The 15,437-nt window shown below is 55.3% G+C and carries 9 protein-coding genes; 7 read left to right on the forward strand and 2 right to left on the reverse strand.

Annotation, left to right across the window (positions count from 1 at the left end; genetic code table 11):
* Nucleotides 1–394: 394 nt before the first annotated feature.
* Genes guaD through xdhC form a run of 4 tightly spaced genes read left to right on the forward strand, consistent with a single transcriptional unit; the run spans nucleotide 395 to nucleotide 6,479 of the window.
* Entirely contained in the window at nucleotides 395–1,729 is a 1,335-nt protein-coding gene (gene guaD, locus GRH90_RS10345) for a guanine deaminase (protein ID WP_162365856.1), read from the forward strand.
* Complete coding sequence (gene xdhA / locus GRH90_RS10350; protein ID WP_162365857.1) at nucleotides 1,726–3,210, forward strand: xanthine dehydrogenase small subunit; 1,485 nt, start codon at nucleotides 1,726–1,728, stop codon at nucleotides 3,208–3,210. The genes guaD and xdhA overlap by 4 nt, the downstream gene beginning before the upstream one ends.
* Complete coding sequence (gene xdhB, locus GRH90_RS10355) at nucleotides 3,203–5,668, forward strand: xanthine dehydrogenase molybdopterin binding subunit (protein WP_162365858.1); 2,466 nt, start codon at nucleotides 3,203–3,205, stop codon at nucleotides 5,666–5,668. Before xdhA ends, xdhB begins: the two co-directional genes overlap by 8 nt.
* A complete protein-coding gene (gene xdhC, locus GRH90_RS10360; protein WP_162365859.1) occupies nucleotides 5,661–6,479 on the forward strand; it encodes a xanthine dehydrogenase accessory protein XdhC in 819 nt (272 codons plus the stop codon). Before xdhB ends, xdhC begins: the two co-directional genes overlap by 8 nt.
* A gap of 93 nt (nucleotides 6,480–6,572) precedes the next feature.
* Here xdhC and GRH90_RS10365 read toward each other — a convergent pair whose 3' ends face one another.
* On the reverse strand, nucleotides 6,573–9,287 hold the full coding sequence (locus GRH90_RS10365; RefSeq protein WP_162365860.1) for an autotransporter outer membrane beta-barrel domain-containing protein: 2,715 nt from the start codon (nucleotides 9,285–9,287) through the stop codon (nucleotides 6,573–6,575).
* 573 nt (nucleotides 9,288–9,860) lie between these two features.
* On the opposite strand from GRH90_RS10365, the gene GRH90_RS10370 reads away from it, so the two are divergent.
* Entirely contained in the window at nucleotides 9,861–10,901 is a 1,041-nt protein-coding gene (locus GRH90_RS10370; protein ID WP_162365861.1) for an NAD(P)-dependent alcohol dehydrogenase, read from the forward strand.
* A 303-nt stretch (nucleotides 10,902–11,204) separates the two neighbouring features.
* Nucleotides 11,205–13,265 (forward strand): peptidyl-dipeptidase Dcp, encoded by a 2,061-nt coding sequence (dcp, locus tag GRH90_RS10375; protein WP_162365862.1) that lies wholly within the window; start codon nucleotides 11,205–11,207, stop codon nucleotides 13,263–13,265.
* 65 nt (nucleotides 13,266–13,330) lie between these two features.
* Here the strand turns inward: dcp and GRH90_RS10380 are convergent, their stop codons facing one another.
* Nucleotides 13,331–13,603 carry a YjbD family protein gene (locus GRH90_RS10380; RefSeq protein WP_162365863.1) on the reverse strand — a complete coding sequence of 91 codons (273 nt, stop codon included), beginning with the start codon at nucleotides 13,601–13,603 and terminating at the stop codon, nucleotides 13,331–13,333.
* A 759-nt stretch (nucleotides 13,604–14,362) separates the two neighbouring features.
* On the opposite strand from GRH90_RS10380, the gene gap reads away from it, so the two are divergent.
* The gene (gene gap, locus GRH90_RS10385) at nucleotides 14,363–15,364 is read left to right on the forward strand and encodes a type I glyceraldehyde-3-phosphate dehydrogenase (protein WP_162365864.1); all 1,002 of its coding nucleotides are present in this window, start codon (nucleotides 14,363–14,365) and stop codon (nucleotides 15,362–15,364) included.
* The last annotated feature ends 73 nt before the right edge of the window (nucleotides 15,365–15,437 follow it).

Below are 15,437 nucleotides of genomic sequence, written 5' to 3' on the forward strand. Positions count from 1 at the left end.
CGTAAGGATTAATATTGTGCGAACTGTTAACATTCGCCGGAGCTTTAAGGTTAAAAAAAGGCTGAAATCCAGGTCGACCTGGCATTATTTCGACCTCAAATAGTATAGGCAAACGGTTGCGATTCAAAGCAAACGTTTGCTTATACTCATATTAGGTTTCCTCCGCCCAATCATAGGTTCATGTCGCATAAAAAATGCAATAATATGTTGATATATAAGTAATTATTTAAATTTTTATCCGCATGGGATATTGGCATAAATCTTGCCAATAAAATAATAAGAAAGGGAAGATATATAAATGGGCGGTAACGAGCCAATACGTCCCGGGAAGAAAGATCATTTATCCTTCGGCCCAGCATATCAGGCGGGCGAATGCGTTATTAAGGCCAGCGTCATGAACGATATCAAAGCTATTCGCAGCAGTTTTTTTGATTTCACGCGCAGCGTTGCCGATCCCAGCGAACTGGAGGGGAGCGCGCGTTTTATTGAAGACGGCCTGCTATTACTGAAGGCGGGGAAAATTATTTCCCTACAGTCCTGGAACGAAGCGCAAGCGCGCCTGGATCCCCGGCTGGAAATACTCCATCTGCCGGATAATATCATCATGCCGGGCTTTATCGACAGCCATATACATTATCCGCAAACAGAAATGATTGGCGCCGACGGCGAGCAATTGCTGGACTGGCTGGACCACTACACCTTTCCCACCGAAAGCCAATACCATTGCCCGGATCGTTCCGCCGGCATGGCGTCGTTCTTTTTGGACCAGCTGTTACGTAACGGCACCACCACGGCCATGGTGTACGGCACGGTGCACGCCCAGTCGGTCGACGCGCTGTTTGCCGCCGCGTTTGAACGCCATATGCGTCTTATCGCCGGTAAGGTAATGATGGACCGCCACGCGCCCGACGCGCTGCTGGAAACGCCCGGGCAAAGCGAAGAGGCCACCCGGGGGCTGATAGCGCGCTGGCACAATAAAGGACGGCTGAGCTATGCGCTTACGCCGCGTTTCGCGCCGACTTCCTCGCCCGAGCTATTGGCGGTGGTGGGGCGGCTGCGCCGGGAGTTCCCCGATCTTTATCTGCAAACCCACCTGAGCGAAAATACCCAAGAGGTCGCCTGGGTAAAGGCGCTGTTCCCCGAGCGCGTTAACTATTTTGATGTCTACCGGCACCATGGCCTCACGGGCCGCAAAAGCGTTTTTGCCCACTGTCTGCACCTGGACGAGCAGGAGTGGCGCGATCTGGCCCACTCCCGTTCCGCCATTGCGTTTTGTCCCACCTCCAATCTGTTTCTCGGCAGCGGACTGTTTGACCTGCAAAAAAAATGGGATTGGCGTATTCCACTGGGCATCGGCACCGATGTGGGGGCCGGCACCACCTTCAACCTGCTGCAAACCCTGGCGGAAGCCTATAAGGTCGGCCAGTTGCGAGGCTATCGCCTGTCGGTTTACGAGGGGCTTTACCATGCCACGCTGGGTGCCGCCCATGCGTTATCCCTTGACGGCGTTTTAGGTAACTTTGCGCCCGGCAAGGAAGCGGATTTTGTGGTGCTCGATCCCCGTGCGACCCCACTGCAGCGGCTGCGCCAGGCCAACAGCGCCACGCTGCGCGAGCGCCTGTTCCTGCTGATGATCCTGGGTGACGACCGCACTATCTACCAAACCTGGATCCAGGGCAAACCGGTCTACCGGCGCGATGACGATGAGATAAAACAGGGGGCCGCATGATCCGTTTTTTACTTAACCAGACGCTGGTCAGCGAGGCCGGGCTGGATGCCAACACCACGGTGCTGGAATATCTGCGCCGTCACCAGGGACGCCAGGGCGCCAAGGAGGGCTGCGCGTCCGGCGACTGCGGCGCCTGCACCGTGGTTCTGGCCCAGGCCGTAGAGGGTAAACTGCGCTATGACAGCATTAACGCCTGTATCACCCTGATCGGCGCGCTGCACGGCAAACAGGTGCTGACGGTGGAGGATTTACGCCAGCAGGGTCGATTACATCCGGTGCAGCAGGCGATGGTGGATAACCACGCCTCGCAGTGCGGGTTTTGCACGCCGGGTATAGTGATGTCGCTGTTTGCCCTGCAGAAGTCCGGCAGCACAGGCACCGATGAACTGATCCGGCAATCGCTGGGCGGCAATCTCTGCCGCTGTACCGGCTACCGCCCGATAATCGACGCCGCGCGGCAGATCTGCGGGGCGGCCAACGATCAATTCTCCGCGCAGGAAAACCTGACGCTGGCGCGCCTGGCCGGCTTGCGTGAGCAGGATGACCTGGAATTAGCCGCGTCAACGCCCGGGCAGGGCGATTGGACCAATGGCGAAACCGGCGTCCAGACGCGGCATTTGTGCCTGCGTCCCCGCACCCTGGAACAATTGGGCGAGGCGTTTTTACGCTATCCGGGCGCGCGGCTGCTGGCGGGCGGCACCGATCTGGCGCTGGCGATTACCCTGCGCCGGGAAGCGTTGCCGTTACTGATTGATATCAATCATGTTCCGGAGCTTAAAACCTTAGCGGTGACCGAAAGGCAGATGGAGATCGGCGCGGGCGCCTCGCTCAGCGCCTGCGAATCCTTTTTGGCGCGGCACCTGCCGGAATTCAGCGCGGCGCTGGCGCGCTTTGCCTCACGCCAGGTACGCAACCAGGCCACCCTCGGCGGTAATCTCGCCAACGCCTCGCCCGTGGGAGATGGGGCGCCGATGCTCCTGGCGCTGGGCGCCAGTCTGATACTGCGGCGGGGAAACGACACCAGGGAACTGCCGCTGGATCAATTTTTCCTGTCTTATCGCAAAACCGCGCTGGCGGCGGGCGAGTTTATCGAACGGATAATAGTGCCAAAGGTGACAGCGTCACATATATACCGGATCTATAAAGTCGCCAAACGGCGTGAGGACGATATTTCAGCAGTGTTTGGCGCTTTTTGCTGCGAGATTCGCCATGGCGTTATCCATAAAGCTTGCCTGGCGTACGGCGGCATGGCGGAAACACCCCGCCGTGCCGCCGGCGCCGAAGCCGAGCTACTGGGTAAATCCTGGGATCGGCAAACGATAGAAAACGCCTGCCTGAGGCTTAACGATGACTTTACGCCATTAAGCGATTTGCGCGCCGGCGGCGCTTACCGGCTGCGGGTGGCGCAAAATCTGCTGCGGCGTTTTTATCTGTCCGTTTCGTTGCCACGCCATCGCCTGGAGGTTGACCATTATGTCTGATCGGGCAAAAAATTTTACCGCCGGTGAGCGCGAACAGCGCTTCGACCAGTCCACAGCCGCCGGCGTAGGCCGGCCCTTGCCGCATGAAAGCGCGGCCAAACACGTCAGCGGTGAAGCGCTGTATATTGACGATCGCCCGGAAGCGCCTAACCAGCTGCATCTGGCGCCGCGTTTAAGTGAACATGCCCATGCCCTGATAACCCGCGTCGACGTGTCGCCCTGTTATCGGCTGCCGGGCGTCGAGCGCGTCATGACCTGGCAGGATGTGCCCGGCGAACTGGATATCGGTCCGCTGGTCGCCGGCGATCCGCTGCTGGCCAAAGAGCGGGTTGACTACCTGGGACAGGTGATTTTAGTGGTGGCGGCGCGGGATCCCGTTACCGCGCATCGCGCGGCGGCCGCGGCCATAATCGAATACCGGCCCTTGCCGTCGGTGCTGGACCTTGAGGAAGCCCTGGAAAAGGCGCTGTATGTGGACGTCCCTCATCATCATCGGCGCGGCGATCCGGACATGGCGCTGGCCGCCGCGCCGCTTCGTGTCCAGGGCAGCATGCGGATGGGCGGGCAGGAGCATTTTTACCTGGAGTCCCAGGTGGCGTCGGTGGTCCCCGGGGAGGACGGCGCCATGCAGGTATTCTCGTCTACCCAGCATCCGACCGAGGTGCAAAAACTGGTGGCCTCGGTGCTGGGCGTGGACATGAAGGATATTACCGTCGATATGCGCAGGATGGGCGGCGGGTTCGGCGGCAAGGAGACCCAGGCGGCGGGTCCCGCCTGTTTATGCGCCCTGGCCGCACGGCTTACCGGCAAACCGGCCAAAATGCGCCTCAGCCGCCGTGACGATATGCTGATGACCGGCAAACGCCATCCGTTCCTGGTGCGCTACGACGTCGGTTTTGACGCGCGCGGGCTGATGCTCGGCCTGAAACTGGATTTGGCGGCCAACTGCGGTTATTCCGCCGATCTGTCGGCCTCGATTGTCGATCGGGCCATGTTCCATGCCGATAACGCGTATTACCTGGCCGATGTGCTGATAACCGGCTACCGCTGCCGCACCAATACCGCCTCCAATACCGCGTTCCGCGGCTTCGGCGGGCCGCAGGGCATGCTGGCCATCGAACACATCATCGAGCATATCGCCCGCGAGACAGGGCTGGATCCGCTGTCGGTCCGCCGGCTGAACTATTATGGCAAGACCACCCGCAATATCACCCATTACCAGCAGCCGGTGGAAGACAATCCGCTGGACGAACTTACCGATGAGCTGGCACTAAGCGCCGGTTACCGGCAACGTCGCCGGGAAATCATCGCCTATAACGCCGCCAGTCCGATATTAAAGCGCGGGCTGGCGCTGACCCCGGTTAAGTTCGGCATATCCTTTACCGCCAGCTTCCTTAACCAGGCCGGCGCCATGCTGCTGATGTATACCGACGGCACGCTGCAGCTGAACCACGGCGGCACTGAAATGGGACAGGGCCTGCATACCAAGGTATTGCAGGTGGTGGCGCAAGTGCTGGGCGTCGACAGCGCGCAGATCCGCATCACCGCCACCGATACCGGCAAAATTCCCAATACGTCGCCTACCGCCGCGTCCTCCGGCGCCGACCTGAACGGCAAGGCGGCGCAGCATGCCGCCGAAACGCTTAAACAGCGCCTGGTGGAGATGTTATGCCGGGTCTATCATACCGAGGCCGGGCGGATTTCCTTTCGCAACGGCATGGTAAAGGTTGCCGGCCGGATATTTACCCTGGCCGAGGTGGCGGAGCTGGCCCATCTCCAGCAGGTATCGCTGGCAAGCCAAGGGTATTACGCCACGCCGACCCTGTTTTATGACCGCACGCAGGCCGCCGGGCAACCGTTTTATTACTTCGCCTACGGCGTAGCCTGCGCCGAAGTGGTGGTGGACACGTTAACCGGCGAGTACCGGTTGCTGCGCGCCGATATCCTGCATGACGTTGGCGATTCGCTTAATCCGGCCATTGACATCGGCCAGGTGGAAGGGGGGTTTATCCAGGGGATGGGATGGCTGACCAGCGAGGAGCTGGTATGGAACGCGCAAGGCCGCCTGCTGACCGACGGACCCGCCACCTACAAGATTCCAACCATCGGCGATACGCCGGCGCGGCTGGATGTGCGGTTATTGGCTAACCGCGCCAACCCCAAACAAACGGTGTTCCATTCCAAGGCGGTGGGCGAGCCGCCGTTTATGCTGGCGATTTCGGTGTGGTGCGCCATCCGGGACGCGGTGGCCAGCTTAGCGGACTATCGTCGCCTGCCCGCCATTGATGCTCCCGCGACGCCGGAGCGGGTACTGACGGCGGTGGATGCGCTGCTGGCCGCCGCAGAAGGTGACGTCGTCACTCATTTCGGGACCTGCACGCCGGCACCGCAGCCGCAACCCATGCTGGCCGGCGCCGGAACCCGGGCGCGCCCCAAAAAGGAGCGGCCTTATGAGTGACAACTGGATCTTCGTGCTGGCACAGCTGCAGGCGAACAGAACCCCATCCGTGCTGGCTACGGTTATCGACGATCGGGGGTCGACGCCGCGCGACAGCGGCACCAAAATGGTGGTTACCGCCGATCGGCAATTTTGCACCGTCGGCGGCGGCCATTTGGAATTTCAATGCGCGCGAATTGCCCGGGAAATGCTGGGCGAAACACGCCCTGGCTGCCGTACCGAGCGGTTTTCCCTGGGCGCGCGCCTGGGGCAGTGCTGCGGCGGCGTGACCACGGTATTATTTGAGCCGGTCATCGTTGCGCTACCGCACATTGCGCTGTTTGGCGCCGGGCACGTAGGCAAGGCGCTGGTCAGGATCCTGGCCGGGTTGCCTTGTGATGTCAGTTGGGTTGACAGCCGTGGCGATCAGTTTCCGCCCCAGGTTGACGAGCACATCAAGGTGATAATCGACGACCCGCTTGACGCGCTGGACGCCGTGCCGGCCGACAGCTATTTTATTGTGATGACCCACGATCACCAGCTCGATTTTAAGCTGATTGAACAAATTCTTAAACGCGGCGAGTATCGCTATTGCGGCTTGATTGGATCGGCCACCAAACGCCGGCGCTTTTGTTATCGCCTGGGCGAACGGGGAATAGGCCCGGACGCTTTGGCGCGGTTACGCTGTCCGATCGGCCTGGAGGAGGTCAAAGGTAAAATGCCGGCGGAAATCGCGGTGGCGATAGCGGGGGAGATTATCAGCCGTTATAACCGCCTGGCGGCGTTAGCCACGGATAATACCGCGGCCTGTCTTGAAAAGAGGGCCGGCTAAGCCGGCCCCCGGCCCCGAGGGGTAAATGGGATTGCGCCCTCTTTTACCCGTAGGGTTTAGCTCTTTTCACCGCTGGTTAATGGGATCGGACGCTTAGAAATTGACCTTAACGCCTAGCGTGCCGACGGTATCGTGATATCCCTTGCCGCCCACCTGCTGGCCGACGCTGCCCCAAAGCGCCAAATGCTCGTTTAGCTGCCCTTCGTTGCCGATTTTTATCTCGCCGATATCCTTACCGCCCTGCTGGGCATAGGCCGTCTGGTCCACACGTACCCCGAAGTCCTTGGTATTATGGATCCAGTTCATCTCCATATAGGGCCGGAACATGCGTTGCTTACCTTCATCAACGCTGGCGTATCCCTGCAGATACAGGCGCGAGCCAAGACGGGTCTGGATATTGTCATTACCCAGCATGATCACCCGGCCGCCGTTGCGGTCCATATGGTCCTGCGCCTTGACCCCCATCCAGGTTACTTGCATCTGCGGTTGCAAATAGGCGTCAAAGGCCGTCCCGGTAAACAGCTTCAAGGTGTAACCGGCCTCGATCGCGCCGACAAATCCGTGTGAACGGTAGGTTTCCGTTTCCGCCGATTTTTTGTCCGATGGGCCGGTGTTGACATGATTGCCGAACCAGTTGTAGTTCAGCCAGCCGTCCAGGTAAAGTCCTTCGTGGCTGCCGTCGTTGGTGTACCAGGTGCCGTATATCCCGGCGGCGTACCCTTCAAGCCCGCCTTTAACGCTCTGGCCGTTGGCAACATGGCTGTGGCTGCGGCTCTTGCCTGCGCCGAACATGATTCCCGCATGCAGTCCGTCGATGCCGTTGTGACTGCCGCTAAACATCTCACCGCCCAGCTGTACCTTCTGGGTATTGGTGCGGGTAGACAAGGCGCCGTCCAGCATGCGCGCGCTGTTTTGGCCACCGGCGATGCGCAGCCACAGGGAAGGGTGGTAGCCCGCGCCGTCAGCGTCGTCAAAGGCGGAAGGGAACATTGGCGCGCCGATACGGTCGTGCACGCGGGTGGCGAACAGGGTATTGGCGGTAGCCATATTGGCGGCATAAATGCCGGCTTCGGGGCGTAATTCAATGGGTGCCGGCGCGGGACTATGGTCTGCCGATGGAATGACGGGCCAGGGATTGGGATCGCCCCGATCTTCATCGCCATCCTCAAGCGCTTCCCCGTCCTCAGGCCTTTCCTCAAACAAATGCCCTATGTCGTTTAAGGCTTCATTCTCTTCGTCTCTTTCTTCATCAAACAAAGAACTTGTATCAGATAGGTCCTCAGCCCCGCCGCTGGATCCAGAGTTATCCTGAAGGTCGGGATTCCGTATGGCGCCACCAGATCCGCCCTCATCGTCATTGGCCAACACCATCACATCACCGGAGACAGAACTAGGCCCGCCGCTAAAATCCGCACTAACCAGATCGGGAATGGGCGGGCGGCCCCCATCGCCCAAGACCGAGTGGTCAGAGTCTTCAGTGGCTGAACTTTTCGGCTCGGTTGCCGTGACGCTCGCATCCGGAATAATATTGGTATAAGGCGTATTATCGTCTTTAATCTGGGCGAGTCTTTGGCGCATGTTGTTTAATTCTGCATTCGTTAAGCTATCGGCAGAACCTGGGTCATCCATGAACAACGAAGCGAACTCTGCGGAAGCATCTAGTTTATTAATACCGTCAATAATATCGTCAATCTCTTGGGATGATGGCATCGGGGTAACGCCAGGGTCTTTACGCGGGAGAAGGACGTGTTGAAATTCACTGTCAGTAAAGTCGGAAGGCTCATCAAAGGACCAATCTACCGAGTTGTTAAAAGCGTCGTCACCCAAGACGGATATCGGCCGGCTGACCAGCAACAGGTTATTATTGTCAGGCAGTAACGAATATTGATATCCATTTACCACAAGGTTCTGCGACAGCTTAAAAACTGAGCCTGCATTAGCGCTTAAGGTGGTTATAATAGGTATGCCGCTGGCTGTCCTAGCGCCGACGCCGCTGACATTATTGATCACCAGCTCAGTCTCGCCAGCCACATGACCCATGATGATGAGGCTATCGGTTTTCGATAGATCATCGCCCAGCTTGGTGTTCAGATACAGTTTAGAGCCTGTTTTTCCTTCATAATCACCCTGTATCAAAAGGCAATTTTTTGTTTTCTCGGTTTGTGTCAGCGCCTCTTTTTTAAGTATGCCGTCTGCGGGCCTAAAAACCTTATCATAACTTTTACCGACATACACAGAGCCTTTATTTTGCACGTTACCCGCGATACATCCATTACCACCACAGAGCGCATCCTTGGCGATGTGGAAGGTATTGCCACGTATCACAGCGTCTTTTTCAAGTTTCATATGGCTGCCGCTTTCAATAGAAACTTCTTTAACTATATGATTTTTTTTCATTTCCTTTTTGAATACGGATATACCTGGCTCAGCCATCCTTAATTTATCAATTTTATCTTTTTTGATGCATTCACCCAACTCTTTTAAGTTGTGAGACTTGGCTTTGCTGATTTCTAAAATCTTCTTCCTAACGGGAATTTTGAAAGGATTATTTTTTGAATAGCCCGCCACAATAGCCGGCCTTTCGTTTACTGTTTGAAAATCATAGTAGTTATTGGCAGATTGTTCATTATCTGTCCAATTATTTTTTTCAACCTGGGGTGGATGTAATTCATCGCTCATAAGCCTTGCTACTGGCGATATTTTCGGTGATTGAGGAACTACTGTCTCGTCACCGGCACCAGCATAAGTTTGGGCTATTCCACCCAACAATGTCATAACTCCGACGAAAGTTTTATTAAATTTTTTCATGATCGCCTATACTTTAAATATTTATTCAGAAAGAATACCTGTGCATTTATTGATCGTCATCCATGAAAGGATCAGATAACGCTGCGTATTCTAGCCAGACAAAAATAAAATACAGCCAAAAGCAAAGACTCGTTTACTCTGTATTGCATAATATTGCATAATATTGCATAACGCTGCATAATATAGTTAAATATAATTAATGGAGAGAGATTTAATTAAAAATAAAAACGATAAGCCAAGAAATATTAAAATAGGCAACGTTTATCGCAACCGGTTTTGATTATCAAACCGCCGCTATCTGGATAATTTTTTTACACCGGACAATAATGGATGGGATGGCGGGGACCATCAAGAATGGGCGTTTTTACCGGGCGCCTGGCACCGTGGATAGACAGGCGCAGGGCGCTTTTAGCCTTTCATTTAACGAATATATGCTTCCGCTTGCAGGATCAGGCAATAACGCAAGAATAATGGTCTACCCGTTGCGAAGGCGTTGCTGTCAGAATAGGGCATCTGTCGGATGCATGGCGACATGAGCCATCTCCTTTATCCAAGCAACACGGAGTTTGTCATATGTCTAAAGCAAAAGGTTACGCCGCGCTCAGCGCCAAGGCCCCCCTAACGCCTTATTCTTTCGAGCGACGCGCTCCAGGCCAGGATGATGTGGTGATCAAAATCGCCTACTGCGGCGTATGCCACTCGGATATCCACCAGGCCAGGGACGAGTGGGGCGGCGCCATGTTCCCCATGGTGCCGGGTCATGAAATCGTCGGTGAAGTGGTGGCCAAGGGTGACGGCGTGACGCAATTCAACGTGGGCGATCGGGTCGGCGTCGGCTGTTTTGTGGATTCCTGCGTCCATTGCGCCGAGCGCGATGTGGACCTGGAACAATATAAAGAAGGCCTGGTGCTGACCTATAACAGCGTGGAGCGTGACGGCAAGACGCCGACCATGGGCGGCTATTCGGACCATATCGTGGTCAAGCAGGGCTATGTGCTGTCGGTTCCGGACAATCTGCCGCTGGATGCCGCCGCGCCGCTGCTCTGCGCCGGCATCACCCTGTATTCGCCATTGCGTCACTGGCAGGCCGGCCCCGGCAAAAAAGTGGCTATTATCGGCCTTGGCGGCTTGGGACATATGGGCGTTAAGCTGGGTAAGGCCATGGGGGCGGAAATGACCGTCCTGAGCCAGACACTGTCAAAGAAAGAAGACGGACTGCGCCTGGGGGCGGAGCATTATTACGCCACCCGGGATCCGGCTACCTTCGAGCAACTGAAAAGCACCTTTGATCTGATCATCTGCACCGTCGGGACGGAAATTGACTGGGGCGCCTATCTGTCGTTATTAAAAATCGACGGTACCATGGTGCTGGTCGGCCTGCCGGAAAACAAGGTGCCGCTGCATGCCGCGGCCCTGATCGGCGGACGTCGCCGCCTGGCTGGATCGGGCATCGGCTCCATCAAGGAAACCCAGGAGATGCTTGATTTTTGCGGTGAACATAATATTGTGTCTGATATCGAAAAAATCAACATCGAGCAGATTAACGACGCTTACGAGCGTGTGGTTAAAAGCGATGTGCGATATCGGTTCGTCATTGATATGGCCTCCTTGTAATCGCAAAAAATAGCTAAACGCTATCCATCAGATATATTCAGTAAATTCAAATGCGCTTCGGCGCATTTTTTTGTGTGGCTGGCCTAGCTTGGCTGCAAAATCGCCGTTCATTTACCCGCATGAATAATCAGGTTTTTACCGCGCGCCTGATTAATTCCGGCAAGGCTCAAGCAAGACTGTTTTTTCATCTCTGGCGTGCTAGCATGTAATATAGATTTACCGACCGCGCCTGACGTAATAAGACATCATGGCATTTGTAAAAACGTTGTTTCATTTTTATGCGGTATCCGGCAGGAGCAGACCATGCGTAATAATCATCTCCAGCAGAAAAATCCTTTTTATCAGCCCAGTCCATTGCCCTTTCAGGCGCCGCAATTTGACCGTATCCAGGAAAGCGATTATTCACCCGCTATCGATGAGGGTATTCGTTTATATCTCGCCGAGGTTGATCATATCGCCAGGCGGGACGACGAGCCTACCTTCGAGAATACCTATGTTGCGCTGGAACGTTCCGGCGCATTATTGAAGCGGGTAACCAGCGTATTTGGCGCCATGACCTCCGCCAATACCAGCGATACGCTGCAGCGCATCGATGAGGAACAATCACCGAAACTGGCCGCCATGGATGATGCCGTTAAATTCAACGGCCGATTATTCCACCGTCTGCAAAGGGTATACAACCAGCGGGAAACGCTCGGTATTTCCGCCGAATCCCGTCGGCTTATCGAGGTAACCTACCAGCGTTTTGTCCTGGCCGGCGCGCGGTTATCCGAACCACAAAAAAAACGGCTCTCGGCGCTGAACCAGGAAGCGGCCAGGTTAAGCACGCAGTTTTCCCATCGCCTGCTGGATGCCACCAAACGGGGCGCGCTGCAGGTAACGGATGTGGCGCAGCTGGACGGATTGTCAGCGGAAGAAATCCTGGCGGCGCGACTGGCGGCGGGCGAGCGCAATCTTGACGACCGGTGGCTGCTGGTGCTGCAGAACACCACCCAGCAGCCGCAGTTGCAGACGCTGGAACGCCGCGATACGCGCCAGGCCCTGTTTGGCGCCTCGACGTCGCGGGCGGAGAAGGGCGATGAAAACGACACCCGTGATCTCATCATCAGGCTTGCCCAGGTACGCGCCGAACAGGCCAGCCTACTGGGCTTTGCCGATTATGCCACCTGGACGCTACAGGATCAGATGGCTAAGACCCCGGCGGCGGCGCTGGATTTCATGACCCGGATTGTGCCGGCAGCCACCGCGCGGGCCGGGCGGGAAGCCGCCGATATCCAGGCCCTGATAGACAGCGGGCAGGAACCCTTTATCCTGGCCGCCTGGGATTGGCAATTTTATGCCGATCGGGTGCGCAAGATGAAATACGATCTTGATGACGCGCAGATCAGGCCCTATTTTGCGCTGGACCGGGTACTGGAACAGGGGGTATTTTATGCGGCGGGGCTACTCTACGGCATTAAACTGAAACCCCGTACCGATATCCCGGTTTACCACCCGGACGTGAGCGTCTATGAAGTATTTGATAAAGACGGCGTTCCCATGGCGCTGTTTTATACCGATTATTTCCAGCGCGATAACAAAGGCGGCGGGGCGTGGATGGGCAATTTTGTCGATCAATCCCTGCTGCTGGACACCCGGCCCGTTATCTATAATGTCGCCAATTTTGCCAAACCAGCGGCGGGCCAGCCCGCGTTATTGTCTTGGGATGAGGTCGTCACGCTGTTCCATGAATTTGGCCATACCTTGCATGGGCTGTTTGCCGCCCAGGAATATCCCAGCCTCTCCGGTACGTCTACACCCCGGGATTTTGTCGAATTCCCGTCCCAGTTTAATGAGCATTGGGCTGACGAACCGCGCGTATTCGCCAATTATGCCAGGCATTATCAAACCGGCTATCCCATGCCCGCGGATTTATTAACCAAAATTGAAAATGCCTCACGCTTTAATAAAGGGTATGAAATGACTGAACTGCTGGCGGCGGCGCTGATGGATATGCGCTGGCATACCTTGGGCGCCGGCCAGCCGGAGCAAAAGGTGGACGCATTCGAAGCCGCCGCGCTGGCTGAATTCAAGATTAATTTGCCTTACGTCCCGCCGCGCTATCGCTCCAGTTATTTCCAGCATATTTGGGGCGGAGGTTATGCGGCCGGTTATTATGCCTATCTATGGACACAGATGTTGGCGGACGACGCATATGAAGGCTTTAAGGAGCAGGGCGGCCTAACGGCGCGGAACGGGCAGCGTTTTCGCGACGCGGTGTTATCCAAAGGCAACAGCCAGGATTTATCCAAGGTGTACAGGGATTGGCGTGGGAAGGAACCCGAGATAGAGCCGATGCTGGTCAATCGCGGTTTGCAAGAATAAATATCTCACCAGGAGCGGGGGAGATCCTCGCCCTGATTGATTAAAAAATGTTTTAAAACAATATATTATCGTTTTCCTCGCGAATGCATGTTCGCGGTCCATTCATAGGTTGCTGAAATATCCGGCTTGAGTTTTTTCTGTCTTTTGACGACCCTGATCTGTTTCGCGATGATTTCTCGCTCGGCCATGAGCTGGGCGATATAATCATCTTTGATGTGGTTGGTTTCCGAATTGGAAAGCGGCAGTCCTTTTGCCTTTTTTGCCTGGTCGAGCAGTGTCTTAAGTTGGCGTTGTTCGCTTTCCGTCATGTCTTGCTGCGTCAGCTTGGGAATGAGCATAAATGTCGGCCTGAAAATGGAAAGGACTATCATTGTAAAGGAAAGTGGGCCACGTCTCAGTAAAAACCTCACATTAATGTTCAATCTTCCTTCAGTGAACACTTAATAATCATATGATGGTATCCAAGTTTGGCCTACGCTCATGCTGATGTCAGGGACCAGCTAGACGGGACAGCCTTTAAATTTTTCATCTTGTTCAGCTTGAAATCGGATGGAGCCTAGCGGCCGCAATGACCCAGATTTCACGTAGCGCGATCAAAAAGAGAGAGTGATTCTGAATGACGTAACGGCATTTGTGCACGACATGCAGGTGTTAGAAAAGAAACTGCGCCAGCGGACGGTTCGGCATGACAGCACAGCCCGGTAAACTGATACACGTATGCAATCATGGGTAAAGCGTATGAAGACAATCTGCCGGCACATGCGCAGTGGTGAATCCCGCAAAATCAGGCTCAGCGCCATGATTACTCGTCAATAGACAGATTCCGCCTAGGCTAACCTAGGTGCGTATAATGTATATTATGTTAAATGACATCCGGCGTACCGTTACTTCATCAAGCCCTTTCTCCTGGTTCGATACCGGTGGCATCGGCCTCGATATCTTCATCGAACAGCCCGCGCTACCCCTCCTGTAAGATATGAGTGCCTTTCAGAGTTTAACCATCTTGACTCCATAGCGGGCAGATGCCAATTTTGATCATTTGCCTGCTGAAGAAATGCATATGCAATTAACCGCCGTATTTATTTGAGGATGACGTTATGAAAAAGATTGGTATTAATGGCTTTGGCCGCATTGGACGTCTGGTGTTACGCCGCATTCTGGAAACCCACAGCGATGTTGAGATTGTCGCCATCAACGACCTCACCTCGCCTAAGGTACTGGCCTATTTGTTAAAGCATGATTCCAGCTATCGTAATTTTGCCGGCACGGTGGATTACACCGACGATGCAATTATCGTTAACGATAAAAAAATCATCGTCTATGCCGAAAAAGACGCCAAAAATATCCCATGGGGCACGCTTGGCGTGGAAATTGTGGTTGAGTCTACCGGGTTTTATGCCTCCGGCGAAAAAGCGCAGGCCCATCTGGACGCGGGGGCGAAAAAAGTGCTGATTTCCGCACCGGCCGGGGATATGAAAACCATTGTTTTTAATGTCAACTGCGACACCATCACGGCGGAAGACCAGATTCTTTCCGTCGCGTCCTGCACCACCAACTGCCTGGCGCCGATGGCAAAAGTGCTGTCTGACAGTTTTGGCGTTAAGGTGGGCACCATGACCACCATCCACGCCTACACCGGCACCCAGTCATTGGTTGACGGACCGCGCGGCAAAGACCTGCGCGCCTCGCGCGCGGCGGCGGCGAATATTATACCCCATACCACCGGGGCGGCAAAGGCGATTGGCCTGGTAATCCCGGAACTGAAGGGCAAGCTGAAAGGCCATGCCCAGCGCGTGCCGACGCTAACCGGTTCGGTAACGGAGCTGGTCTCGGTTCTGGAGAAAAAAGTTACCGTCGAGCAAATCAATGACGCGATGAAAAAAGCGGCCGAAGGTAATGGATCATTTGGTTATACCGAGGAAGAAATCGTTTCTTCCGATATTGTCGGCACGCAGTTTGGCTCGGTCTTTGACGCGACCCAAACGGAAATCAGCGAAGCGGGCGATGTGCAACTGGTAAAAACCGTCTCCTGGTACGATAACGAGTATGGTTTTGTCACCCAGTTAGTGCGGGTACTGGATAAAGTGGCGGCGTACTGAGTTTTCGCCCTCTCCCCTCTCCCCGGCCGTCTCCTTCAGGAGGGATCAAGGAGAGGGATATCACCTCAAATGT

Source organism: Acerihabitans arboris, assembly GCF_010131535.1.
In the GTDB taxonomy this organism is placed as follows: domain Bacteria; phylum Pseudomonadota; class Gammaproteobacteria; order Enterobacterales; family Enterobacteriaceae; genus Acerihabitans; species Acerihabitans arboris.

Coding starts and splice junctions, on each gene's coding strand:
- xdhC (WP_162365859.1), top strand. CDS start 5,661: ATGAGTGACAACTGGATCTTCGTGCTGGCACAGCTGCAGGCGAACAGA.
- dcp (WP_162365862.1), top strand. CDS start 11,205: ATGCGTAATAATCATCTCCAGCAGAAAAATCCTTTTTATCAGCCCAGT.
- guaD (WP_162365856.1), top strand. CDS start 395: ATGAACGATATCAAAGCTATTCGCAGCAGTTTTTTTGATTTCACGCGC.
- xdhA (WP_162365857.1), top strand. CDS start 1,726: ATGATCCGTTTTTTACTTAACCAGACGCTGGTCAGCGAGGCCGGGCTG.
- GRH90_RS10370 (WP_162365861.1), top strand. CDS start 9,861: ATGTCTAAAGCAAAAGGTTACGCCGCGCTCAGCGCCAAGGCCCCCCTA.
- GRH90_RS10365 (WP_162365860.1), bottom strand. CDS start 9,287: ATGAAAAAATTTAATAAAACTTTCGTCGGAGTTATGACATTGTTGGGT.
- gap (WP_162365864.1), top strand. CDS start 14,363: ATGAAAAAGATTGGTATTAATGGCTTTGGCCGCATTGGACGTCTGGTG.
- xdhB (WP_162365858.1), top strand. CDS start 3,203: ATGTCTGATCGGGCAAAAAATTTTACCGCCGGTGAGCGCGAACAGCGC.
- GRH90_RS10380 (WP_162365863.1), bottom strand. CDS start 13,603: ATGCTCATTCCCAAGCTGACGCAGCAAGACATGACGGAAAGCGAACAA.